The sequence below is a fragment of the Alistipes sp. ZOR0009 genome, from assembly GCF_000798815.1.
In the GTDB taxonomy this organism is placed as follows: Bacteria; Bacteroidota; Bacteroidia; order Bacteroidales; family ZOR0009; genus Acetobacteroides.
The window spans coordinates 19,139-43,740 of record NZ_JTLD01000045.1 but is presented as its reverse complement, the minus strand read 5'-3'; the positions used below and the strand labels follow the sequence as shown (position 1 = coordinate 43,740).

Genomic DNA, 24,602 nt, shown 5'->3' with positions numbered 1-24,602 from the left:
ACGCCCAGCCCTACTACGTGCTGATGGACGCCACCGAAAAGGTGCTGGTAACGCCCAAAGCCTACGACCTGAATCCGGACAACTTCGTAGAGTTTCTGAAAAAAGGCTTGGAAGCTTACGGAAAGAGCTAAAAATAGATGAATGAGGGGCTACCAAAGATTGCTGGTGGCTGTTTACTACTCTTTAGTAAAAGCGGCTACCTATCTCTTCGACTTTTCTCCAATACTACTAAATACAACGGTAGCCCCTCAATCTACCCATAACAAAATAGGTCAGCTCTGTTTTTTATGCCCATTTTGGTGCTTGTAATTTGTAAATGGGAGGCAGCAGTACCCGCTTGAAGCCGCATTGATACCATCAGCGCAGCAACAGGTAGGTCTGCTGCCTTTTTTGATAATGAAAAGAAGAAGTTACATAAAAGTTGAATATGCTAATTAGGTTAAGAGTACCGATTACTATTAAAAACGGATAGTTTACACACTGAAGGGATACTCCCGTTTTTGTGCTTCATAGACTTTATTGCGCCACATGTTGATATATTCGTTTGTGGCGCGCGCAAAAGCAGAGGTGCCAATAACCGTATTGGCTGCCGTATTCCATTTTGATATTTCAACTTCACATTTGATGGAAAATTCATATCGCTTGCCAACTACAGTAATTCGCATGTAGATGGTGCCAGTTTTTGAATCTTTATCACTAGATCTACGGATAAAGAAGTTGGTGGTTAAGGGCACATTTTGTTTCATTTTGTAAGAATTTGTATTGGTTTGTATTTTAAAAGTATAAACAGCACAACAAAATCCAATTTTTTGAAATAAAAATAATGCTGTAAGTGTTAATGCTGTAGTTTATTACAGCGGTATAGGTGTAGGATTGGTGTAAAGTGGTTTTAGAATGGCTCAACTCCCGTATTTTACACCAGTAGTAAGCGAAAGGATAGGAAATAATGGTAGCTGATATAAGCATAAAAGCCTGCAAATCTTAAGATTTGCAGGCTTTTACGCTTATTTGCCTTGTAGGCTAGTGGAGCTGGAGGGGGTCGAACCCTCGTCCAAACAAGGAACCCAAACGGTCGCTACATGCTTAGTCTTCACCTAGATTTTCGGGATTTTACCTGACAGTAGACCTTCTAGCAAAATCCTTATCTCCTAAATCTTATAGATGCTTAGGAGCGTCGCATCTACCAGCTCTATGTTTTTTGAAACCCCATATGCCGTTGTCCAAAGAGCAGGAACTCTGGCGGGATTCTCGTCTCTAGACCAACCTAGGGTCCGGAGATTAAGCCAATTCACTGAGTGATATTAAGCAGCGAGAGCGTAGCTATTTTCGCCATTTGTAATTTGTGACCTGATATTTACGAGCTAGAACCACAACGCTCGGCATGCTACCATTCCGACTCTGCTTGCTGTCAAAACCAGTACAGCCCCAGATAGAATGATTGTAAAACGAAAATAGGCCTCAAAGATACGAATCTTATGAGTTTTTCAAAGTTTCTATTGCTTTAAAAGGATCGTCCGATTTAAATACGTAGCTTCCTGCTACGAGGCAGTCTGCTCCAGCTTCGAAAAGGGCTTTGGCGTTAGTTTGGTCAACGCCTCCATCAACTTGAATAAGAGCACTTGAATTGGTTGCTTTTATCAGATCTTTCAGTTGCTTAACCTTTGTGGTTGTTTGAGGGATGAATTTTTGGCCGCCAAAACCGGGGTTGACTGACATTAGGAGTACCATGTCTAATTCAGTAATAATATTTTCAAGAAGGTTTATGGTGGTATGGGGGTTTAAAGATACTGCCGCCTTCATACCGTAACTTTTAATGTACTGGATGGTTCTATGCAGGTGGTTGCAAGCTTCGTAATGAACGGTAAGGATGTCAGCACCTGCCTTTTTAAACGCTTCTACATACCTGTCTGGATCTACAATCATAAGGTGAACATCAAGCGGCTTTTTTGCTTTTTTGCTGATGCTTTCAACGATGGGAAGGCCAAATGATATGTTGGGAACAAAAACTCCATCCATAATGTCGAGATGTAGCCAGTCGGCTTGGCTTTGGTTGAGCATTTCTACATCTCTTTCTAGGTTTAAGAAATCGGCAGATAGTAATGATGGGGAGACTAAACGTGGCATTGCATTTATTTTTTTGCAAAGATAAGAAAAGGCGGGGTTTCCGCCTTTTTATCTATAAATATCCACGTAAGATCTTTTCTTTGGCTAACCCTTTTAGCTTTTTTAGCGCTTTTTCTTTTATTTGGCGTACTCGTTCGCGGGTTAAATCTACTTTTAGACCAATTTCGTCTAACGTATGAGGGTGGTATCCGTTTAGGCCAAAGTATAGCTCAAGTATTATGGATTCCCGGTCTAAAAGGGATGACAGAATTCGTTGTACCTCTGTCTTTAAGGAATCGTATGCAAGTTCTCCATCAGGAGTTTGCTCGTCGGCATTTAACAGGATGTCGTGAAGCGCCATATCCTCATCTGTACCTATTGGGGCATCCATAGAAACTGGACGAGAGGAGCTTTTTAGAACTTCCCGGATTTCTTTAGGTCCAATATCGACGATGTCAGATATTTCTTCGATGGAAGGTTCCCTCTCGAACTGTTGCTCTAAGTCAGCGAATGCTTTGTTTATTTTATTGAGGGTTCCTATTTTATTTAGAGGAAGTCTAACTATTCGAGCTTGTTCTGCCAATGCCTGAAGAATGGATTGCCGAATCCACCATACGGCGTACGAAATAAACTTAAAACCTCTGGTATCGTCAAAGCGTTGAGTTGCCTTGATAAGTCCTAGGTTTCCTTCGTTTATAAGGTCTGATAGGGTTAAGCCTTGGTTCTGATACTGCTTGGCGACGGAAACGACAAAACGTAGATTTGCTCGAATTAGCTTTTCTATGGCTTTGGGATCACCTTGTTTTATGCGTCTTGCTAGTAAAATTTCCTCTTCCGCACTTATCAAATCTTCCTTTCCGATTTCGTGGAGATACTTGTCTAGCGATGGAGTCTCCCTGTTGGTTACCTGCTTTGTTATCTTAAGCTGCCTCATGCCCTAAGTTTAATTAATGCAATTCGGTTAAATATAGTACAAATAATCCCTATAAAGTTAAACTGTGTAATCTTATTTATCTATGTCTCTTTTTTTACTCTATTTCAACAAAAAAGTTCCAGAAAAGTTGCATTTTTTCTGGAGTTGTTCTAATATTGCACCGACTTATACTGCGTGACTACGCATTCCTTTCATTTTTAGTGATTTTCTCACAAGATTCTCCATGAGTAAGTTTTAGAACGAGTAATTCATAGAACATTATATGTATGATATTTTAGAGTTGAACAATAAGCTGTTGTCTGATCTAAAGGACATTGCTAAGCAGCTTAATATTAAGCGCATAGATGCACTTAAAAAGCAAGATTTAATTTACAAGATTTTGGATGAGCAGGCTTTACAGGCTGCAACTCAGAGTCCTCAGAAAAGTACAAGTCTACCAAAGAAGGTAGAAAGTAAGAAAAAGGAAGAGGCTCCGGCCCCTCCAAAAGAAGAAAAGGTGGAGGTTGACTTAACTCCCCAAGCAGCTACCGAAGAACCTCTATCGAAACCCGTCGAAGAGCTAAAGATTAAAAGGGAAAGGCTAAAAAAGGGGACTGTAAGATTCGAGAGAATTGTTTCCGCAAATAATGACTCTTCGAATTCCTCTTCGGAAGATGCTCCCGCAAAGCATGATGCCAATCAACCAAAGCCTGACCGTGGAGGAAATAGACCTGCCGATAGGCAAAAGCAAGATAGAAATCAGAGATTGCATCAGGAGGATTCTCGCAATTTCCGAAGAAATCAGCCCAACGTTGAAAAGGTGATGCTTGATGAAATAGTTGAAGATACTTACACCGAGGCTGCCGTTTCGTCGGATGACGATGCAGAGTCTTTTATCCCTTCAATAAATGAGCCGGTTGATGGAGCGATTGCAGCGTCTGTAATGAACGAAGAGCTATTTGATACCCGAAATCAAGCGTCTCAGCCGATTGTCTCAAATAAAAAGGGAGATAGATATGAGTTTGATGGTCGAATTACAGCAACAGGTGTGCTTGAAATCATGCCAGACGGCTATGGCTTTATGCGCTCTTCGGACTATAACTACCTAAACTCGCCAGATGATATTTATGTGTCGATGTCTCAAATTAAGCTTTTTGGCTTAAAGACAGGTGATACTATTACAGGAGACATTCGCCCTCCTAAAGAAGGTGAAAAGTATTTTCCTTTGATAAAGGTGCAGGCTATTAACGGAAGGGATCCCGACTATATAAGAGATCGTGTGCCTTTCGATTACCTAACACCGCTATTCCCTACTGAAAAATTCCATATAACAGGGAACGGTCATAATAATCTGTCTGCAAGAACGGTTGATCTTTTCTCTCCAATAGGAAAGGGGCAGCGTGGCTTGATTGTTGCTCAACCAAAGACAGGAAAAACCATGCTGTTAAAGGAGATTGCAAATGCAATTGCCGACAACCATCCAGAGGTGTACATGATTGTGCTTCTTATTGATGAGCGTCCAGAGGAAGTTACGGATATGGCTCGCAGCGTAAAAGCAGAGGTGGTTGCCTCCACTTTTGATGAGCCTGCAGAGCGACATGTAAAAGTAGCCAACATTGTACTCGAAAAAGCCAAAAGATTGGTGGAGTGCGGACACGATGTTGTCATTCTTCTTGATTCAATTACTCGCTTAGCACGCGCATTTAACACGGTTCAGCCTGCTTCAGGGAAGGTGCTCTCTGGGGGTGTCGATGCTAATGCGCTGCATAAACCAAAACGTTTCTTCGGAGCGGCCCGAAACATTGAAAATGGAGGTTCTCTTACCATTCTCGCTACTGCTCTTACGGAAACAGGTTCGAAAATGGACGAGGTTATTTTCGAAGAGTTTAAGGGTACCGGTAATATGGAGTTGCAGCTTGATCGTAAGCTTTCTAACCGACGAGTATTCCCTGCGGTGGATGTTACATCATCTAGCACTCGACGAGATGATCTGCTCCTTGATAAGGAAACCTTACAGCGTATATGGATATTACGCAACTACTTATCGGATATGAACCCAGTCGAAGCCATGACATTCCTTCGAGATCGATTGTCAAAGACAATGTCCAACGAGGAATTTTTGATTTCGATGAACAGCGATTAAAAGATACTAAAGACGACCTTAAGGTCGTCTTTTTCGTTAAAAATAGTTATTTGTATAATTTAATGGTCGTTTTTTTATTGTTCAAATAGCTGTTATTCGAGCATTTGGATTGTTATTTAGTTAGCAGGTCTTTTGATAATGAGACAAATGGAAGAATCAGAGTATATACCTCGGTGTATTTTACTTATTTTTGTGGCACGACTTAAGCAAATGCTTATTCCTTAATAAATTAAGTGACGATGACAAAAAGCAAAAAGTTTATTACCTGTGATGGTAATTACGCTGCTGCTCATATAGCCTATATGTTCAGTGAAGTTGCAGCTATTTATCCCATCACCCCTTCATCAACTATGGCAGAATATGTTGACGAGTGGGCTGCAGGTGGAAAGAAAAACATTTTCGGAGAAACTGTAAAGGTTGTTGAAATGCAGTCGGAGGCTGGTGCCGCTGGCGCACTTCATGGATCGCTTCAAGCGGGAGCCCTAAGTACAACATTTACGGCTTCGCAGGGTTTGATGCTGATGCTTCCAAACATGTACAAGATTGCGGGTGAACTTCTTCCTGGAGTTTTCCACGTGTCTGCACGTGCATTGGCAGCCCAAGCGCTTTCTATTTTTGGGGATCATCAGGATGTAATGGCCGCTCGTCCTACCGGTTTTGCAATGCTTGCAACTGGTTCTGTACAGGAAGTGATGGATCTTGCTGGTATTGCGCATCTTGCTTCAATTAAAACTAGAGTTCCTTTCCTTCACTTCTTTGATGGTTTCCGCACATCGCATGAAATTCAAAAGATCGAGGAAATGGATAGCAGCGATCTTACGGCGCTTATTGATGGTGAAGCGCTTCAAGCATTCCGCGATAGAGCCCTAAATCCAGAGCACCCAGTTACTAGAGGTACCGCTCAAAATCCTGATATCTACTTCCAAACACGTGAAGTAAGCAACAAATTCTACGATGCAATTCCTGATGTTGTTGCTGAATATATGAAGGAAATCAGCAAAATTACAGGAAGAGAATATAAGCCGTTTACCTACTATGGCGATGAAAATGCAGAGAACATTATCATTGCAATGGGTTCTGTTACAGATCCTATAAGGGAAACAATAGACTACCTACGCGCGAAGGGCGAAAAGGTGGGGCTTCTTGTAGTTCACCTATACCGTCCATTCTCTGCAAAGTACTTCTTCGATGTTCTTCCTAAATCGGTAAAGAAAATTGCTGTGCTTGATAGAACAAAGGAGCCAGGTGCAACTGGAGAACCTCTATATCTTGATATCAAGAAGCAATTCTATGGAAAAGAGAATGCTCCTGTAATTGTAGGTGGCCGTTACGGTCTATCTTCAAAGGATACAACTCCTGCTCAGCTGATGGCGGTTTATACCAACCTTAACATGGCTGAACCTAAGGACGATTTTACCATTGGTATTGTTGATGATGTTACCTTCAAGTCATTGCCAGTTCCTGCGGAAATTTCTATTGCTCACGCTGGAACTTTCGAAGGTAAATTTTATGGCTTAGGTTCTGATGGTACTGTGGGTGCGAATAAGAATACAATAAAGATTATTGGAGATGCTACTGACAAGTACTGCCAAGCCTACTTTGCATACGACTCAAAGAAGTCGGGTGGTATTACCATTTCTCACCTTCGTTTTGGTGATAGCCCTATTCGTGCTTCTTACCTAGTTTCAACTCCTGATTTTGTAGCATGCCATGTACCTTCGTACTTATGGAAGTATGATATGCTTCGCGGAATCAAGGAAAATGGAACGTTCCTTTTAAACTCAGTTTGGAGCGTAGAAGAGACGAAGGCGAAATTGCCGTCATCTGTTAAGAAAATTCTTGCAGAGAAAAAGGTAAATTTCTACATCATCAATGCAACTGAAATAGCTGAGCAAATTGGTTTAGGGAATCGTACCAACACCATTCTTCAATCAGCATTCTTTAAGATTGCCAACGTTGTTCCTTTTGAAAAGGCGGTTGAGCAAATGAAGAAGGCGATTATTAAGAGCTACGGTAAGAAGGGCGAAGAAATTGTAAATATGAATAACGCTGCGGTAGATCGTGGTGGGGATGTGACTAAAATTGAGGTGCCTGCAGAGTGGGCTTCAATAAAGGCAGAACCGCTTACATTTAACGTAAATGCGCCTGAGTTTATTCAAAAAATAGCCGATCCAATTAATGCTCAAATGGGGGATGATCTTCCTGTAAGCGCATTTCTTGGAATGGAAGATGGAACATTCCCTGCAGGTACTACTGCTTATGAGAAGCGTGGTATTGCCGTTAATATTCCAGAATGGAAGGGTAGCAACTGTATTCAATGTAATCAGTGTGCCTACGTTTGCCCTCATGCTGCAATTCGTCCGTTCCTTCTAACTCAAGATGAGGCTGCATCAGTTCCTGCTGGTACTCAGTTGGTAAAAGGTAATGGGGCTGTTAAGGAATTCCAATTCCGTATCCAAGTTAGTCCGCTGGATTGTACAGGATGTGGTAACTGTGCTGATGTTTGTCCTGCTCCAACAAAGGCGCTTGAAATGAAGCACCTTGATACGCAAATGGACGAAGTTGAGCGTTGGAATTACATGCACAACAAGGTTGGCTACAAGGATACCATTTTAGATAAGAGCAAAACGGTTAAAAATCTTCAATTTGCACAACCTTTATTCGAATTTTCAGGGGCCTGTGCTGGTTGTGGAGAAACACCTTATATAAAGACTATCACACAGCTATTTGGAGATAGAATGATTGTTGCAAATGCAACAGGATGTTCTTCTATTTACGGTGGTTCTGCTCCAGCAACGCCTTACTGTACAAATGCAAAAGGCCATGGACCTGCTTGGGCAAACTCTCTTTTTGAGGATAACGCGGAGTTTGGTCTAGGTATGCATGTTGGTGTTGAGAAAATGCGTGAAACAATCAAGAATAAGTTAACCGAAAATCTTGATAGCTTCAAGCCAGAAACTGCTGCAGTCGCGAAAGAGTGGATTGAAAATATGATGTTTGCGGAAAAGAGCCGTGCAGCATCAGCTTCTCTTGAAGTTGCGTTGTCTTCTGAGACAGCCGCAGTTGCAAAAGAGTTACTTGCCTTGAAGAGCTATTTCGTAAAGAAATCTCAATGGATATTTGGAGGCGATGGTTGGGCTTACGATATCGGATTCGGAGGTCTAGACCACGTTATTGCTTCAGGTGAAGACGTAAATATTCTTGTTATGGATACTGAGGTGTATTCAAATACAGGAGGTCAGTCGTCTAAGTCGACTCCAGTTGCTGCGGTTGCTAAGTTTGCTGCATCAGGAAAGCGTATTCGCAAGAAAGATTTAGGTATGATTGCCATGTCATATGGATACGTTTACGTTGCGCAAGTAGCAATGGGAGCCAATCAAAATCAATACTTCCAAGCAATCAAGGAAGCAGAAGCTTATCCAGGTCCTTCATTGATTATCGCATACTCTCCATGTATCAACCATGGACTACGTCATGGTATGGGTAAATCTCAGAAGGAAGCCAAGAAGGCTGTAGAATGTGGATACTGGCATCTTTACCGTTACAATCCGTTGATGGAAGCAGAAGGTAAAAATCCGTTTACCTATGATTCTAAGGAGCCAGATTGGACTAAGTTCCAAGATTTCTTGATGAATGAGGTTCGCTACACGTCTCTAAAGAAGGGCTTCCCAGAGGTTGCAGACGAGTTGTTTGCTGCATCTCAGGAGAATGCGAAGTGGAGGTATAATTCCTACCAACGTTTGGCCAAAATGGATTATTCGGCAGAATAGCAATATTCCATAAATTATATTTAAAGGCAGGGGGAAATCTCCTGCCTTTTTTTATATATTCGAATCAATTTACAAGTAATTTGATGGGTTGGAATTGTCGGCTATATATATTTATTTTTGTTTCTTGTTTTTTGCCTATCGTATCTCATTCACAGTCACCACAGGTTAAAAGGTATACGATTTCTGATGGCTTGCTCACCAACGAAATATATCAAGTTTATCAAGACTCTAAAGGCTATATATGGCTTGCAACTGCATTTGGCGTTAATCGGTTTAATGGAAGCCATTTTGAGATAGTTCAGGGGAATGGCTTTCGGAATATGTCTGTGAATGAAATTCTCGAGGACAAAAGGCACCAAATGTGGTTTTTAACTTTCTCTGGGAAAATGTTTTTTCAGAAAAAGAATGGATGTATTCATCCTTTCTTGTATAACAGAGAAATATCTGAGAAAATAAATACGAATAAGGGGCATATTAAATACTCTTTTATCCCATTCAGTGACTCTTCAGTCATGATTTCGTTAAAGGATAAGGGCACTTTTTTCGTTAATAAAAATGGAACTCTAAGCTCGTTGTATAACCAGAAAACGAATGTGGTATTTGACTTCAGAAAATCATCTCCTTTTATTTCCCATTGTCTGAATTTTTATGATAAAGATGGGATGGATATCTACCTCTCATCGGGAGGAAGGCTTCATGCTGAATTAAAGGTTGCTCCGACTCATCTGTATGCCTTGAAACTGTCAAATGGGAAGAAGATTATTTCGACGGATGAGTATTTGTACGTAATTAGTGGTCGTCAGTACAAAGTATTTGCAATGGACGATGGCGTTTTAGGGCTTTTCCAGGATAAAAGTGGCAAAATTTGGGTTCTTTTAAATGGAAAGGGGGCTTGGTGCTATCAGGATGAAGATTTTAGTAAGAAACCGTTACTCAAATTGCTTAATGGGGAAACCGTAACCTCTATGATTCAGGATTATGAAGGAGCATATTGGTTCTCAACTTTAACCTCTGGAGTGTGCTATATTCCATCTTTATCAATAGAGAACTATACGGTTGCAGATGGGCTTCCTTCTAGTAAAATTTCGAAGGTATTCGTAAAGGATAGTGTTGTTTGGGTAGGGTTTTTAGATGCATTTGTTTCTTCTATTTCGCCTAAAGGTGCTGTTAAAACGTATAAATCATACTCAAAATATAAGACTTACGTAAAATGGCTTGGTTATTCAAAGGACGATAGAGCCATGCTCGTAAGTTCTGATCAGCTGTATGAAATTAAGGATGGGAAGTCGATTCCGATGGAAGATAAGCACCTCCTTTTTAAAGGGAAAGATGAGAAAACCAGCTTGCTTCCTCGTGCTGTAATTCCTTCTAAAAAAGGAGGATACTGGCTAGCATCTAATCGAGGAATAAAATATATAAAAGAGAAGAAGGTTTTCTACGATTCGTATTTAACTAATGAATTTACAGGTGTTTCATATTCTTGTGCCGAAGATAAGAAGGGAGGGCTTTGGATTGCCTCAAACTCGTTGTGGTACTATCAATCCGGAAAATTCATAAATTATGGTTTAATAAACCCGGTGTTTAATGTTGATATCTCGAAGGTTTTTTATGATGAAAAAGCAGCCGTGCTATGGATTGCAACAAAGGGGAATGGATTACTTCTCTACGATGGGCTTCGGATTATAGAATTAGGTGAGAGCAAAGGATTACTGTCGAATGTTATTGCAGATTTTGAGGTAGAGGGCAATGAAGTCTGGATTGGGACAAATAAAGGGGTGAATAGAGTCATACTTGGTCGCGGTAAGCATGTCCTTTCAGTGTTGCGCTATAACACTACGCATGGATTGGTCGGGAATGATATAAGAGATTTATGCCTTACTAGTAAGTTCTTGTACGTAGCAACAACTTCAGGATTGTCTCGGATAGATCGTTTAAAGGAACCCTATTTAAGCCCTTCTCCAAAGGTTGTAGTTTCGGCCTTTAAGGTGAATGATAAGGATACCTTAACTACGACTCATCTGCATTTAAAACACAATCAGAATTTTATAGATATAAGATTTAACGCCCTAACCTACAAGCGCGAAAATGGGCGAGTTACGTATAGATATAAGTTGTTAGGATTGAGCGACAAGTGGTTTTATACGGAGGAGGAGAGTGCTCGCTTTTATAAGTTGGAGCCGGGGAGCTATCAATTTGTAGTAGAAGCAAAAAATAACGATGGATTTTGGAGTAAATCATCAGCAGGCATAAATTTTTGCATTGAAAAACCGTTTTGGACGACATGGTGGTTTCAAGGTTTGCTACTATTGCTCCTGTGCTTGATTTTGTATGGAATTATGCGAGCTCGAATTATGGTATTAAGAAAATTGAGCTTATACGAAAGAAAGGGAAATCTTTGGAAGAATCAGAGCTTAAGCTTGCAGATGAATCCTCATTTTATATTTAATACGCTAAACTCCATTCAACTTTTTATTTTAAAATGCGATGTAGAATCTTCTCTTTACTATTTGTCTAAGTTTTCGATACTAATGCGTAAGACGTTAGAAAATTCGAACAAGATAAAGATTTCGTTGAAAGAAGAGTTGGAGGGGCTTGCCCTGTACTTGGAGCTTGAAAAGTTGAGATCTGAAGGTAAATTTACTTTTGATATCAGCTGTGATGAGGATATAAACCAAACGGAAACGTATATTCCTACGTTGCTGATTCAGCCTTTTGTAGAGAATTCTATTTGGCATGGAATTATGCCTAAAGTCGGTGCTGGGCATATTGACGTTAAAATAGTCCATTCGGGAACTTACATAAAATGCTGTATTACTGATGATGGGATTGGTCGGGCGAAGTCGCTAGAGTTAAAGCAGAATCGGAATACCAAGGGGCATACTTCCTTTGCAACAAGAATAGTAAGCCGTAGAATGCAGCTGCTAAAGGCATTGTATAAAAAAGAGTTTGGATTAAAATACGCTGATCTGTATGATTCTACAGGTGCACCTTGTGGAACGGAGGTCGTTATAATAGTTCCGAGAGATTTTCGGATGATGAAGGAGGTAAACCTTATAGCAGAATAGTATGGAAAAGATTAAAACCATAATTGTTGACGACGAGCCTGCTGCGGTAGAGTCGTTAAAAATAATGCTCGAGAGGTATTGTGGCGATTTGGAGGTAGTTGCTGCGACAACAAGCGTCAAAAAGGCTGTGAAGTTGATTAAGGAAATCGAACCGGAGCTCGTTTTTCTAGATATTATGATGTCTGACGGAACCGGATTCGATGTGTTGGAGAAAATTCCAGATCGCCATTTTGAGGTCGTTTTTGTAACGGCATACAGCCACCTCGAAATTAAGGCATTAAAGTATAGCGCAATAAGGTTTATTCAAAAGCCTTTAAGCAGGGACGATTTGGTTGATGTTGTAGAGGCTATTAAAGCGCGAAAAGGGATTGTATTTAACCCTACGAAGCGCTATGGAGTCCTTTTCGATAATTTAAAGGAGGTTCTTCCTCATCGGTTGAGCTTATCAACCAACGACTCTTACGAGTATTTGGATGTTGACACCATCGTTGGTTTTCAATTTGCAGATGGAGGTGTTACCGTTTTTCTTACGGATGGCAGCAGTATGCAGGTTTTAGAGAGCTTAAACCACCTAGAGGACGTGCTGGATGACCGTAGGTTTTATCGCTTTTCGAAGGATCTGCTGTTGAACTTGCGCAGTATCGAAATTGTATCGGATTGCCAAATTTACATGAAAGGACGCCAAGTTTTTACCGTTTCTAGCACTCGTGTCGAAGAGTTTAAGAGAAGCTATGGCAATCCTCCATACTAATAGCCAGAGTTTTTATACCTTTGCACAATAAATTTTTGAAATTGGGACGAATTTTAGCAATAGATTACGGTAGGAAAAGAGTGGGCATTGCCGTTACTGATCCGTTGCAGCTAATTGCGACTGGATTATGCACGGTGAGCGCTTCTGAAATTGAGAAATTTCTGAAGGATTATTTTGCCAAAGAGTCGGTTGAGCGGATTGTGGTTGGCTTACCCAAGCAGATGGATAATACAAGCTCTGAATCGATGGTCTACATCAAACCTTTTCTTGCAAGGCTTGCCAAACTTTTCCCTCAAATGCCTGTTGAAGCCTACGATGAGCGATTTACCTCGAAGTTGGCTCAGCGTGCGATAATTGATGCAGGTGTGAAGAAGATGGATAGGCGCGACAAATCGCTAGTAGATATGGTGAGCGCAACAATTATTCTTCAATCATACATGCAAAGTAAGGAACTTAGAAGTTTTTAGATAATGATTTTGCCGATTTATGTTTACGGATCTCCCGTATTGAAAAAAGTAGCAGAGGATATAACTCCCGATTACGAAGGATTGACCGACTTTTTGAAGGATTTGTGGGAAACCATGTACCATGCCGATGGTGTTGGACTGGCTGCACCTCAGGTTGGCAAGTCTGTTCGCGTATTTGTTATCGATGCAAAGGGATTTGCCGATGAAGATGAGCGGCTTGCCGATTTTAAAAAGACCTTTATCAATGCTCGGATTCTAGAGCGCAGCGGTGAGCCTTACCCCTTTAATGAGGGATGCCTTAGCCTTCCTGGCCTTAGAGAGGATGTGTACCGTGAGCCAAAGATTAAGATAAAATATCAGGACGAGAATTTTGTTGAGCATGTAGAGGAGTTTGACGGTGTTGCCGCTCGCATTATTCAGCACGAGTACGATCATTTGGATGGTAATCTGTTTGTTGATCGCCTGTCTTCGCTCAAAAAGCGGTTGGTGAGAGGTAAGCTGGCTGCCATGGCAAAGGGGAAGTTTAGTGCCGACTACCGCTGTAAAATAGGATAGCAAACTCCATAAACATGAAGATAATTATTGCAGGTGCAGGCGAGGTGGGTACCCACTTGGCAAAGATGCTTAGCAACGAGTACCACGATTTAATGGTGGTAGAACCCGATGCTGACCGGATTAAAAACCTCTCAACCATAACAGATGCTCCCTGTATTGAGGGGAGCCCCTCTTCTTTTCAGGTGCTATCGGAGGCTGGAATCCAGAAGGCCGACCTTTTTATTGCGGTGACACCCTCTGAGGAAACCAACATCCTTTCTGCCTCGCTGGCAAAGAGGCTTGGTGCCAAAAAGGTGATCGCCCGGATAGACAAGAACGAGTATCTGCTTCCTGCCAATAAGGAAATTTTCATGGACATGGGCATCGACTACCTTTACTACCCCGAAAAGATTGCCGGGCGTGAGGTGGTTGACCTGCTAAGCCAATCTTTTTCGACCGAATTCGTCGATTTTGCCAATAAGAAGCTGCTTCTTATCGTATTTAAGCTCGAGGAATCGTCGCCAATTATCAATAAAACCCTGCTACAGGCTGCGGGACAGCGAATGGAGCTCAACTATCGGGCTGTGGCCATATCCCGCAACGGGGAGACCATCATTCCAACTCCAACCGACCGCTTTAAGGTTGGCGATATCGTTTACGTTATTGCCAACGAGGCAGGCGCACCCGATTTGGTTAAGTTTACAGGTAAAACGCCCATCGAGGTTCGCAATGTGATGATCCTTGGGGGAAGTCGCATTGGCACTTGGATTGCGCGCGATTTGGAAAATAAGCTGGGCGTTAAGATGATTGAGATAAGCAAGGAGCGCTGCCTAAAGCTGGTAGACGACTTGCCCAACACGCTCGTGCTCCGTGGCGATGGCCGTAACTCCGATTTCCTGATAGAGGAAGGGTTGGAGCATATGGATGCCTTTATTGCCGTTACGGGAAACTCTGAGACCAACATCTTGGCCTGTATGCTGGCTAAGAGGCTCGGTGTGAAGAAAACGATCGCCGAGATTGAGAATATTGACTACATTAAGCTGGCCGAGAGCGTTGGCGTGGATACGGTAATCAACAAAAAGCTGATAACGGCTGGCCGTATTTTTAGATTTACCATGAGTACCGACGTGCAGTCGATTAAGGTGCTGGCTGGCTCCGACGCTGAGGTGCTCGAGTTTATCGTTAAGCCAAGTAGTCCTGCCGTTCGTGGAGCGGTAAGGTCTATTAACTTCCCGAAGGATGCCACCATTGGAGGGTTGGTTCGTGGCGATTTAAGCATTATCGTTACTGGCGATACGCAGATTCAGCCTTACGACCGAATTGTTGTCTTTGCGCTGCCGTCGGCAATCAATAAGATAGGAAAGTATTTTAACTAGAAAAGAGGGCTAAGGCCCTCTTTTTTATGATAGGCGATGTGCTTGACTGGGGGCGTCGGCTATCTCCATTTGGGCGATGAGCTGGAAGGTTTCCTTTGCATTTATGTATATGCGCAGGATTTGTGGCTTAAACCCGTTTTTCCTAATTAGGGCGGTGTAGACGCCTGGTGCCATCTGCTTGATGTTAAACTGTCCAAGGGTGGTGGTTACCTTAATAAGATCGGCCTGTGGCAGGTTTATGTTGTTGCTAAGCGACTGGCTGAGCAGCTGAAACTTGCTCTCGTCCTCATCTTTGTAGAATTCGACTCTGACATTCGCTAGCGGATTGGCGGTTGCCGCATTGGTAATTAAGGCATGTAGGCTACGCTGCTGGCGTGCTGCCTTTTTGACATTCCTTTCTATTTTGTACTTAATAACAAGGTCGGGGAATTCGCGCTTGTAGCCAAGCATAAGGACGTCTAAGTCCTTGAAAATGGCTTTTATTTCGCCAATAATGCCTTTTACCACGATGCTGTTTCCTTTTAGAACTTTATCGCACGCCTTTTTATCTTCAATAATCTTGATATACTGGGCAAGGTTGCTGTTTAGCTCGGCGCTATCGGCATTGTTGTAGTGGAGGGTTAGGAGTGGTTCCTTATGTTGGGTGATTAGTACGATAACAGCCTTCCCTCGGTTTATTAAATCGATCTCTGACAGCTGACGAAGCTGGGTTAGGCTAATTTTTACTAGCGCTCTTAGCGGCGCATTATGTACCGACACCGCAAAGGCGTCGATTTTTTCGTAGGCAAACTTGATATTTCCAATCAGCTTCTCCCTAATCTCCACGGCTTGGTTGGTTAGCACGTGCCTTTGGTCGATCCCGTTGTTGTTTTGGTCATTAATTCGTGTAAGGCAGCTGTTAAGAGCATTCACGGCTGGTTCTACTCCTGGAAGAGCCATTACTTCGTTATTCTTTTGCAATGTTTGACAAACGTTGGTCGTCATTTCAATCGTACGGAACTCTGAACTTTCCATGGGATAAAAATTTGAGGGTTAAGACTCGTTATTTTGGCTATTTAACTTCATTGCTGTTGCTAATTTATAAATATCAAAACACAAAAGCATAATAAAAGGTTAATTTTAACATCAATATTTTTTTTATTGCCTTTTTTTTACTAGATGGGTGCTGTGTTTTGCCTGTGGTGGGCGTTGATAATTGTGGCACAGATAGTGGAAACGATGGAAGAGAAGCCATTTATTTGGGAATAAGTGGCATTAACTCCTGTACGAATGCCATTAATTGCGAATTAAGTGTCATTAATTGCCGTACGGACGCCATTAATTGCGAATCAAGCGGCATTAATTGCCGTACGGACGCCATTAATTGCGAATCAAACGGCATTAATTGTTGTACGGACGCCATTAATTGCAAATCAAATGGCATTAATTGCCGTACGGACGGCATTAATTGCGAATCAAACGCCATTAATTGTTGTACGGATACCATTAATTGCGAATCAAGCGGCATTAATTGCTGTACGGATGGCGTTAATTTTGGATCAAATGCCTTTTAATTAGGCGAAGGCGTTGTGTAGAAGCCGAAGGATAGTGCTATTTTTGTATCGAATAATACTTAAAACGAATAGGATGAAAGCAGTTGAGGTTTTATCGGCACCAGTAAAGGGAAGTAAGGCGTTGGTAATCTTTTCGGGAGGGCAAGATAGCACAACGTGCCTGCTTTGGGCGTTGAAGAAGTTTAAGGAGGTGCAGGCAATTAGCTTTAACTATGGACAGCGCCATCTTATTGAGCTTGATAGGGCCGCTGAAATCTGTGCTGACCTTAATGTGAAGCAAACGGTTGTTGATTTGAGCGAGCAGTTTGGCCGGTTGAACGAGTCGGCTTTGCTTAGCGCCTCGGAGGATGTTGATGCGACCACGCATCGGGGCCTTCCTGCGTCGTTTGTTCCCAACCGTAACCTCATATTCCTAGTTTACGCCCACACGTTTGCCCAAAAGATTGGTTTTGACACTTTGGTTACGGGAGTGTGCGAGACAGACTACTCGGGCTATCCCGATTGTCGTTTCGACTTTATCCAATCTGCGCAAAAGACTATGAACATGGCCAGCGAGGTGGACATTCTGATTGAAACGCCCATCATGTGGCTTGACAAGGCGGAGACTTTTAAGCTGGCTGAGCTGAGTGGCGGGCTTGAAGTGGTGATCAAAAAGACGCTAACCTGCTATAATGGCGATTTGACGATGAATGATTACGGTGCTGGCTGCGGCCATTGCAATGCCTGCCTCCTTAGGGAAAAGGGCTATCGCGAGTTTTTGCTGCTCTAGTCCTGCTGCTATTCGAAAGATCCACCCCGACAACTTTAAAAAATAAGCTAAACAACGACGTTTGTCAAATATTTTGTTTAAATTGGGTTAACAATGAATAGAACAATATTTATAGGGGTATGAAGCAGAATAAGAGCAAAAAGTCGTCGGCAGAGCTAGAAATTACATTCTACACTTGTAATGCGGTAAAGAATGGGATTTCGTATTTGCATAAATTTCCGGTACTTTGGTTGAATTACAAGCATAACAATTCGAGCTACTTGTTGAGCTTAAATTAAAATGGCGACCCTTTGGCCGCCATTCTATATTGCTACGGGTTCAACCTTGTAGCCTTTGCTTTTTAGAAGGTTTAGCACTCCATTTTCGCCAGGAAGATGGGCTGCTCCAACCGCAATAAATCCGCCACCTTTTCCCGCGTACTCTTCCAACTTAGGAATCCACCTTTTATTTCGTTCGTAAATCAGCACCTGATTAAAGTTGGTGTACTTTTCCGACTCTTTGACCGATATTGCTTCTATTTTTTCTAAATCCTGCTTGAGGTATGCCGCCAGCATGCTCTGGTAGTCGGCTCTTGCTTGCGGCATATTGGAAATAAGATCGACAAGCTGTGCAATCTGATCGTCTAAGGATAGCTGATCGAATGCATGAACCTGCTCGGCTACCGTTTCGAGACCTTCAATTGGAATACCCTTCTTCTGTGCAATTGCCATGATGTTTTGTTCGTAGCTGGTGGCGCTACTTCCGACAACCTTTGGAAGTAGCAGGCTGATGAAGAACATGGGTTTAAACTGCACCATTTGCTGGTAGGGCATGCCAACCGAGTCGGTGATGTAAGCTAGTACCGTTTGCTTTTGGGCTTGGGTTAAAAGATCATCAATGGTTTTGTCTTTAAGCATTAGCATGCTAGGTAGGGTTGAGAGTTCGGCCATGTTGTCCATGTCTATCTCCAACGCGATAAATTCGGAGGCCGCTACAGTCTGTTGAAGCTTATCAGGAAAGAATAGCAGAGATGTAGGAATGGCATGGATTGTTCCAAATATGTAGGTGGGCTTGCTGTTTCCCTCTTTGGTTATCTTCCACAGAAGGGAGCTGCTTTGCGAGTGCGCTGCATTAAAGGCAAGAAGCAGAAGGCTGGTGAATAGCAACCTTCGTCGGATGGAGTTTTTTTTCATACGGGGCATTTTTGGATTGAAACCGATAGCATCTTTACCCATTACCTATAAATGTTGTTTAAAGATTTCAAATATAGCAATTGACGGCGAGTTTGGTGTTTACTTTTCGAAAGAGGGAACGTATAAGAGGATACTACTTGGCAAGAGAGTAGCATAAGTATTAATCTCAAAGTAAAGGAGGGTAGGGTATGAGCTTAAAAGTAGATGCTGCATTCCAACGGAATGATAACCAACGGGTGTATTTTATTGTAGGCGATAACGTTTTTCGGTACGATCTAGAGGTTGGTAAGAAGTTAGACGATGGCTTCCCTAAGAAGGTGAAGGACTACTGGAAGGGGCTTCCTTTTGATAAAATAGATGCCGTTTATAAGGCGAAGCATGCGGCAAAACTCTACTTCTTCTCGGGAGATATGTATGCCAGGTACGATATTGATGGCGAGCGAATGGATGAGGGCTACCCTCGGCGAATAAAGGAGAGCTGGAATGGACTTCCATTTGATACGATAGATGCTATTTGCTCTCGCAATAAGGTGTTTGTGGATGTTGATAAGGAGGTATTCGAAAAGGTTTTACTTTTTAAAGGGAACGAGTTTGCCGTATATAACTTGGATGCCGATAAGGTAGAGGAGGGCTATCCAAAAAGGATTAGTGAGCGGCTGAGCATTCCGTTTGATTCGGTTGATGCAATATTTCAGCACCTAGGCCATCCCGAGTTCTATGTTTTTAAAGGCGACCAATATTTAGTTTACAATATTGAAACAAAAACGGTGAAGGAGGGCTATCCGAAGGCTGTGGACGCAGGTTGGGTTGGTGTTTTTGAGCACGCATAAAAGAAAAGGAGCGATTTCGCTCCTTTTTTATATTTCCACATTATACTTTTTAAGTTCTTCGGCTAAATCTGTTGGTGATTTGAAGTTTATGCAATTTAGTCCTAGCTCATTTCCAGCCTCTATATTTTTAGTGTTATCATCGATGAAAATGGCTTCGGAAGGAGTTACGTTGTAGCGTTCGAAAAGTATTTGGTAGATATCATGAAAAGGTTTGCGCGTATTTTCTTCGCCAGATACCACAATTCCATCGAACCAATGGAGAAACTCGAAATGTTGAAGCGCTTTGGGAAAAGTGTCTGCACTCCAGTTGGTAAGAGCAAGTATCTGATATTTTTTAGAGTCGATCAGCTTTTTAAGTATTTCTACGGTACCTTGTAGTGATCCACCGAGCATCTCCTCCCAGCGGTAGTAGTAGGGCTCTATCCATTCGCGGTATTGGGGATGTTCGGCTACCTTTTCCTCAATGGCAAGCGGCCAACTTTTTCCGGCATCCTGATTTTCATTCCAGCTGTAGGGGCAAATCTCTGTGAGAAACCACTCCATCTTTGATTCGTCGTTGTCGAATATTTTGCGGTAAAGGTATTCGGGATTCCAGTCGATAAGAACACCACCTAAGTCGAAAATGATTGTTTTAATATTGTTGCTCATTGTAATAAGTTGAGGTGCAAAAATAGAAAAGCCATCGCGAAGATGGCCTTTCTTTTAGTTTTTTACGGTTAATGTTCCTGATATTCGGCGAAGTTCTACCTCTGTGTTTTTGAGGTTTATTTGCGCATTTATTAGCCTATACGAGACATCAACAAAGTTTTTCTGTGTTTCGCGCATTTCCAAATCGCTAATGGAACCTTGTGCGTATGCCTTTATCGCTATGTCAAGGTTGCGCTGTGCGAGGGCAAGCGATTTTTGTTCGATATCTACGAGTGCCGTATTGGTGGTAAAGGCGTTATACCCTTTTATGATATCAGTACGGAGTGCTTGCTCCATTTGTTCTGTTCTAACTTGGGCATTCTCGAGTTGTATTTGCGCATTTCGGATATTGCGGCGAACTTTAAATCCGTTAAAGAGGGTTACGCCTGCTGTGACTCCAACAAATGGACCGTGGCTATTCATCTTGTCGTATGAGCCGTTTTTATAATCGTACTGATTGAAGGTGTAGCTCGAGTTCAGATTGATGCTAGGAAGCCGAGACGACTTAGCGCTTTTTACGTCTAACTCGCTAACTGTTTGTTGCTGGCGGGTTGCTATTAAGCTGGGGTTTTGCTCCAATCCCTTTGTCATTATATCGGAAAGGTTTATTGATTCTGGCGCAAGGCTTATATCGCTGACATCAAAATCTTGCTGAGGATTACGGCCTAGCAGCTCATTGAGATCTGCCTTTAGGTTGCTTAGCGCAAGCTTTTGCTGTATTAGGTTGGCGCTATCCGTTTTATAGTCCACCTCAGATTTAAGCATGGCCACTTCTGACCCTGCACCAATACTTTTAGCCTTTCGGGCAATGGATGCTCGCTGCAAAGAGATATTTAGCGCTTCTGTAAACACTTTTATCAGCTTTTTCTGCTGAACGATGGAGTTGTAGCTCATGATAATCTGAGCAGTGGTATTCTCCATATTTATGCGCAGCGCTGTCTCTCCAACCTGCTGCAGCATATCCAACTTTTCCTTAGAGATAAACATGTTCATTCCATCAAAAAGAGTCCACGAGAGGGAAAGTCCCGCCGAGGCATTCACTGTTTGAGGAGAATTAGACGTTTTAGTCCCATTTAGTGCGGTTGTTTCGTCGCTGCTGCTTTTAAGGTTGCCCCCAATCGTTGCGTCTACTTTAGGGAAAAAGCCGGCATTACCGTAGGTATTGTTGTTGGTTGCCGTTTTTAAGTCGTTTCCTGCAAGACGAACGTTGTAGTTGCTTTCTAGCCCCTTTTTAACGGCATCTTGAAGCGTCAAAACTTCCTGTGCGGAAGCGTTGATACTTGTGGTTAGAGCCACCAAAAGCGTAAGAAAAGTAATATTCTTCATATTTCGTTCAGTTTACTAGCCGCCAAGATATCTTGGTGGCAAAACTTTTAATCTATATCGATGCTATGCTTAATGTTGGCGCTTTTTCGGGTTAGGAAGGTGTAAAGAGCCGGGATAACAAAAAGCGTAAGAATTAGGGCAAATATTAATCCGCCAATAATTGCAATACCCAATGGGATGCGGCTAGTTGATGCAGCCCCGAGTGCTAATGCAATAGGTAGCGTACCGAATATGGTGGCAAGGCTTGTCATTAGGATAGGTCGTAAACGGGCCGATGCCGCTTCGATTACCGCTGTTTTTATATTTAGCCCTGCTTGCTTCTTTTGGTTGGCAAACTCTACAATCAGGATGCCGTTTTTAGTTACGATACCCACCAAAACGATGATTCCGATCTGGCTGAAAATGTTCATTGTTTGCCCAAATATCCAAAGCGAAAGCATTGCACCTGCCAGCGCCAACGGAACTGTAAGCATGATGATAAGCGGATCTCGGAAACTTTCGAACTGAGCAGCAAGAATTAAGTATATAAGCACGATTGCTAGCATGAATGCAAAGTAGAGGCTGTTTGAGCTCTCCTCAAATTGCTTCGATATTCCAGATAGCGTAGTTGAAAAGGAGTCGTCGAGCGTTTCTTTGGCAATCTTTCGCATTTCTTCGATGCCTTGTCCCATTGTCTTTCCTGGAACAGGGTTGGCCGAAACCGTTGCAGAGATATACCTATTGTAGCGGAAGCGTTGAGGTGGCGTACTCTCCTCTACAGTCGACACCAGCTCGCCTAGCTGAATGAGCTCATTGTTGCTGCTGCGGATATAGATGCTACGAATATCGTTGGGGTCATCGCGTAAGCTGCGGGTTGCTTGTCCAATAACCTGGTACTGCTTTCCATTCATAATAAAGTAGCCGTAGCGCTGACCGCTAAAGTATAGCTGAAGCGCCTCCGAAATATCGCTTACCGTAACACCCAACGAGCGGGCCTTGTCTCGGTCAATCTTAATTTGGAGTTCGGGCTTATTAAATTTTAGGTCGACATCCACCACCTGAAATATTGGGCTAGCTTGTGCTTTCTCCAAAAATTTAGGTAAAATCTCCTTTAACTTTTCGAAGCTGGGCGCTTGGATTACAAAGCTAACCGGCATACCTCCACCTCGGCCAATATTTATGGTTTGCTCTTGGGTGACGAACGCCTTGGCGAAATTATTCTTTTTAGTAATGGCCGATAGCTGATCTGCTATTTCCTGCTGGCTCCTGTTTCGTTCGGTTTTAGGCGATAACGAAACCCTAACAAAGCCGTTGTTGATACCGCCACCGCCGCCGCCGAAAGACGTTAAGGCAATTACGCTTTCCACTTCGGGGATGGTGTCAACAGTTTTGGCGATATTGAGAATGTAGCTATCCATTTTCTCAAAGCCGGTTCCTTCTGGCGCTGTTGCCATAACGGATAGGCGACTTTTATCTTCCAATGGAGCTAATTCCGATGGTAAGTTTTTCCCAATAAGGAATATAATTATCAACGAGAATAGCATTATGGCAATAGATATCCATCTGTATTTGATGAACTTTGTTAGCTGACGATGGTAGCCATCGCTTAGCCAGTTGAAGAAGTTTTCCGATATGGTATAAAATCTACTCTCCTTTTTATCTGCCTTCAAAAGGCGAGCGCACATCATAGGCGTAAGCGTAAGCGATACGAAGGTGGATATCAGAATAGCTGCAGCCACCACAATCCCAAATTCGCGGAATAGTCGGCCGGTTGCTCCTTCGAGGAAGATAATGGGGAAGAATACCGCGATAAGAGTAATGGTTGTTGATATTACGGCAAAGAAAATCTCCTTTGTCCCCTCGACGCTTGCCTTGTACGGATTTTCGCCATGCTCAATTTTCTTAAAGATATTTTCAAGAACCACAATTGCATCGTCTACCACCAATCCGGTTGTAAGTACGATACCAAGCATGGTAAGCACGTTGATGGAGAACCCTGCCAGATACATCACAAAAAAGCTTCCAATAAGGGATATCGGAATTGCGATAATGGGGATAAGCGTAGTTCTCCAGCTGCGTAGGAAGAAGAAGATTACGATTACCACAAGTATAAAGGCTAGGAGGATGGTTTCCTGCACCTCGGTAATTGCTTTTCTAATGTTTTGGGTAACATCCCAAACGGTATTGATCATGATATCCTTTGGAAGCTCTTTCTTTAGCTGCTCTATGCGTTTGTAGGCGTCATCGGCAATCTGAACTTGGTTAGAGCCAGGCTGGGGAATAAGCGCAATGGCTACCTGGGGGATTAACCCCTTCCCTCTATTGATTGATCTTTCGTTTTCGGGCTTAAGGCTTGCGGTTCCAACATCCTTTAGCTTGATGATTGTACCACCAACATCCTTAATGTTTAGGTTGTTAAATTCATCAACGGTTGAAAGCCTACCAAGGGTACGAATGCTAAGTTCAACGTTGTAGCCTTCAACTCTACCGGCTGGCAGCTCCACGTTTTCGCGCGAAAGGGCTGTACGGATATCGCTGGGGGTAATTTTGTAGGCGGCCATCTTGATTGGATCTAGATCGATCTTCATCGCATACTTCTTTTCACCCCAAATGGCAACCTGGCTTACTCCGTTTATGGTTTGAAGCCTTTCCTTCACAACATTGTTGGCCATGTCCGAAATGTACAGCAGGTCGCGCTTGCTGCTTTGGATGCTAAAAGCAAGAACAGGGTCGGAGTCGGCATCTGCCTTAGATACAACGGGCGGATCGACATCCTTTGGCAGGAGGCGAATGGCCTGCGAAACTCGGTCGCGCACATCGTTGGTGGCGCTTTCCATATCCTTGCCAAGCTCAAACTCTACGGTGATACGGCTTCTTCCGTCCGAAGAGGAGGAGGTGAGCGATTTAATACCTTGGATACCGTTGATGGATGCTTCGAGAGGTTCTGTAATTTGGGCTTCTATAACATCGGCATTTGCCCCCGTGTAGCTCGTACTTACGGTAACCACCGGAGGGTCGATGCTAGGATACTCTCTTACTCCTAAGTAGGAAAAGCCCACGAACCCGAACAGTACGATGATAATGGAGTACACCATCGTAAGCACAGGTCGTTTTATACTGGTTGCGTAAAGGCTCATTGTTCAATCTTTTTCTGTAGTTGATTC

General features: G+C 42.7%; 19 protein-coding genes, 1 other RNA gene and 1 pseudogene. 12 read left to right on the top strand and 9 right to left on the bottom strand.

Annotated features, from left to right (window positions below; genetic code table 11):
- Nucleotides 1-473 precede the first annotated feature (473 nt).
- From L990_RS12950 to L990_RS12940, 4 genes are all read right to left on the bottom strand, one after another.
- The gene (locus L990_RS12950; protein ID WP_047450060.1) at nucleotides 474-746 is read right to left on the bottom strand and encodes an Arm DNA-binding domain-containing protein; all 273 of its coding nucleotides are present in this window, start codon (nucleotides 744-746) and stop codon (nucleotides 474-476) included.
- 275 nt (nucleotides 747-1,021) lie between these two features.
- Nucleotides 1,022-1,427: a transfer-messenger RNA gene (ssrA, locus tag L990_RS19725) on the bottom strand.
- 46 nt (nucleotides 1,428-1,473) lie between these two features.
- Nucleotides 1,474-2,124 (bottom strand): ribulose-phosphate 3-epimerase, encoded by a 651-nt coding sequence (rpe, locus tag L990_RS12945; protein WP_047450057.1) that lies wholly within the window; start codon nucleotides 2,122-2,124, stop codon nucleotides 1,474-1,476.
- Between the two features lie 52 nt (nucleotides 2,125-2,176).
- Nucleotides 2,177-3,037, bottom strand: coding sequence for an RNA polymerase sigma factor RpoD/SigA (locus L990_RS12940; protein ID WP_047450055.1), 861 nt, complete (start codon nucleotides 3,035-3,037; stop codon nucleotides 2,177-2,179).
- A gap of 262 nt (nucleotides 3,038-3,299) precedes the next feature.
- Here L990_RS12940 and rho point away from each other — a divergent pair, with 262 nt between their 5' ends.
- From rho to trkA, 8 genes and pseudogenes are all read left to right on the top strand, one after another.
- Nucleotides 3,300-5,159, top strand: a complete 1,860-nt coding sequence (gene rho, locus L990_RS12935) for a transcription termination factor Rho (protein ID WP_047450052.1) — start codon at nucleotides 3,300-3,302, stop codon at nucleotides 5,157-5,159.
- Nucleotides 5,160-5,398: 239 nt separating this feature from the next.
- The gene (nifJ, locus tag L990_RS12930) at nucleotides 5,399-8,929 is read left to right on the top strand and encodes a pyruvate:ferredoxin (flavodoxin) oxidoreductase (RefSeq protein WP_047450050.1); all 3,531 of its coding nucleotides are present in this window, start codon (nucleotides 5,399-5,401) and stop codon (nucleotides 8,927-8,929) included.
- An 83-nt stretch (nucleotides 8,930-9,012) separates the two neighbouring features.
- A pseudogene (locus L990_RS20635) lies at nucleotides 9,013-9,177 on the top strand (hypothetical protein); the annotation flags it as partial.
- Between the two features lie 111 nt (nucleotides 9,178-9,288).
- Nucleotides 9,289-11,994 carry a histidine kinase gene (locus L990_RS19340; protein ID WP_231562279.1) on the top strand — a complete coding sequence of 902 codons (2,706 nt, stop codon included), beginning with the start codon at nucleotides 9,289-9,291 and terminating at the stop codon, nucleotides 11,992-11,994.
- A gap of 1 nt (nucleotide 11,995) precedes the next feature.
- The gene (locus L990_RS12920; RefSeq protein ID WP_047450047.1) at nucleotides 11,996-12,745 is read left to right on the top strand and encodes a LytR/AlgR family response regulator transcription factor; all 750 of its coding nucleotides are present in this window, start codon (nucleotides 11,996-11,998) and stop codon (nucleotides 12,743-12,745) included.
- A gap of 41 nt (nucleotides 12,746-12,786) precedes the next feature.
- A complete protein-coding gene (gene ruvX / locus L990_RS12915) occupies nucleotides 12,787-13,212 on the top strand; it encodes a Holliday junction resolvase RuvX (RefSeq protein ID WP_047450044.1) in 426 nt (141 codons plus the stop codon).
- Between the two features lie 3 nt (nucleotides 13,213-13,215).
- Complete coding sequence (gene def / locus L990_RS12910; protein WP_047450041.1) at nucleotides 13,216-13,767, top strand: peptide deformylase; 552 nt, start codon at nucleotides 13,216-13,218, stop codon at nucleotides 13,765-13,767.
- A 14-nt stretch (nucleotides 13,768-13,781) separates the two neighbouring features.
- Nucleotides 13,782-15,122 carry a Trk system potassium transporter TrkA gene (gene trkA, locus L990_RS12905; RefSeq protein WP_047450038.1) on the top strand — a complete coding sequence of 447 codons (1,341 nt, stop codon included), beginning with the start codon at nucleotides 13,782-13,784 and terminating at the stop codon, nucleotides 15,120-15,122.
- Nucleotides 15,123-15,146: 24 nt separating this feature from the next.
- On the opposite strand, the gene L990_RS12900 is transcribed toward trkA, so the two are convergent.
- Entirely contained in the window at nucleotides 15,147-16,136 is a 990-nt protein-coding gene (locus L990_RS12900) for a hypothetical protein (protein ID WP_156121558.1), read from the bottom strand.
- A gap of 276 nt (nucleotides 16,137-16,412) precedes the next feature.
- Here L990_RS12900 and L990_RS20040 point away from each other — a divergent pair, with 276 nt between their 5' ends.
- The 3 genes from L990_RS20040 (at nucleotide 16,413) to L990_RS20035 (ending at nucleotide 17,722) form a co-directional block, all read left to right on the top strand.
- The gene (locus tag L990_RS20040) at nucleotides 16,413-16,679 is read left to right on the top strand and encodes a hypothetical protein (RefSeq protein WP_156121556.1); all 267 of its coding nucleotides are present in this window, start codon (nucleotides 16,413-16,415) and stop codon (nucleotides 16,677-16,679) included.
- A 69-nt stretch (nucleotides 16,680-16,748) separates the two neighbouring features.
- A complete protein-coding gene (gene queC, locus L990_RS12890; RefSeq protein ID WP_047450030.1) occupies nucleotides 16,749-17,444 on the top strand; it encodes a 7-cyano-7-deazaguanine synthase QueC in 696 nt (231 codons plus the stop codon).
- A gap of 119 nt (nucleotides 17,445-17,563) precedes the next feature.
- Nucleotides 17,564-17,722, top strand: a complete 159-nt coding sequence (locus L990_RS20035) for a hypothetical protein (protein ID WP_156121554.1) — start codon at nucleotides 17,564-17,566, stop codon at nucleotides 17,720-17,722.
- A gap of 24 nt (nucleotides 17,723-17,746) precedes the next feature.
- On the opposite strand, the gene L990_RS12885 is transcribed toward L990_RS20035, so the two are convergent.
- Nucleotides 17,747-18,616 carry a TraB/GumN family protein gene (locus tag L990_RS12885; protein WP_197057288.1) on the bottom strand — a complete coding sequence of 290 codons (870 nt, stop codon included), beginning with the start codon at nucleotides 18,614-18,616 and terminating at the stop codon, nucleotides 17,747-17,749.
- A gap of 188 nt (nucleotides 18,617-18,804) precedes the next feature.
- Between L990_RS12885 and L990_RS12880 the strand changes: the two genes are divergently transcribed.
- Nucleotides 18,805-19,446 (top strand): hemopexin repeat-containing protein, encoded by a 642-nt coding sequence (locus L990_RS12880; protein WP_047450025.1) that lies wholly within the window; start codon nucleotides 18,805-18,807, stop codon nucleotides 19,444-19,446.
- A gap of 27 nt (nucleotides 19,447-19,473) precedes the next feature.
- Here the strand turns inward: L990_RS12880 and L990_RS12875 are convergent, their stop codons facing one another.
- Genes L990_RS12875 through L990_RS12865 form a run of 3 tightly spaced genes read right to left on the bottom strand, consistent with a single transcriptional unit; the run spans nucleotide 19,474 to nucleotide 24,575 of the window.
- Complete coding sequence (locus L990_RS12875) at nucleotides 19,474-20,094, bottom strand: HAD family hydrolase (protein WP_047450022.1); 621 nt, start codon at nucleotides 20,092-20,094, stop codon at nucleotides 19,474-19,476.
- Between the two features lie 54 nt (nucleotides 20,095-20,148).
- The gene (locus L990_RS12870; protein WP_047450019.1) at nucleotides 20,149-21,459 is read right to left on the bottom strand and encodes a TolC family protein; all 1,311 of its coding nucleotides are present in this window, start codon (nucleotides 21,457-21,459) and stop codon (nucleotides 20,149-20,151) included.
- 47 nt (nucleotides 21,460-21,506) lie between these two features.
- On the bottom strand, nucleotides 21,507-24,575 hold the full coding sequence (locus L990_RS12865) for an efflux RND transporter permease subunit (RefSeq protein ID WP_047450015.1): 3,069 nt from the start codon (nucleotides 24,573-24,575) through the stop codon (nucleotides 21,507-21,509).
- Nucleotides 24,576-24,602 lie beyond the last annotated feature (27 nt).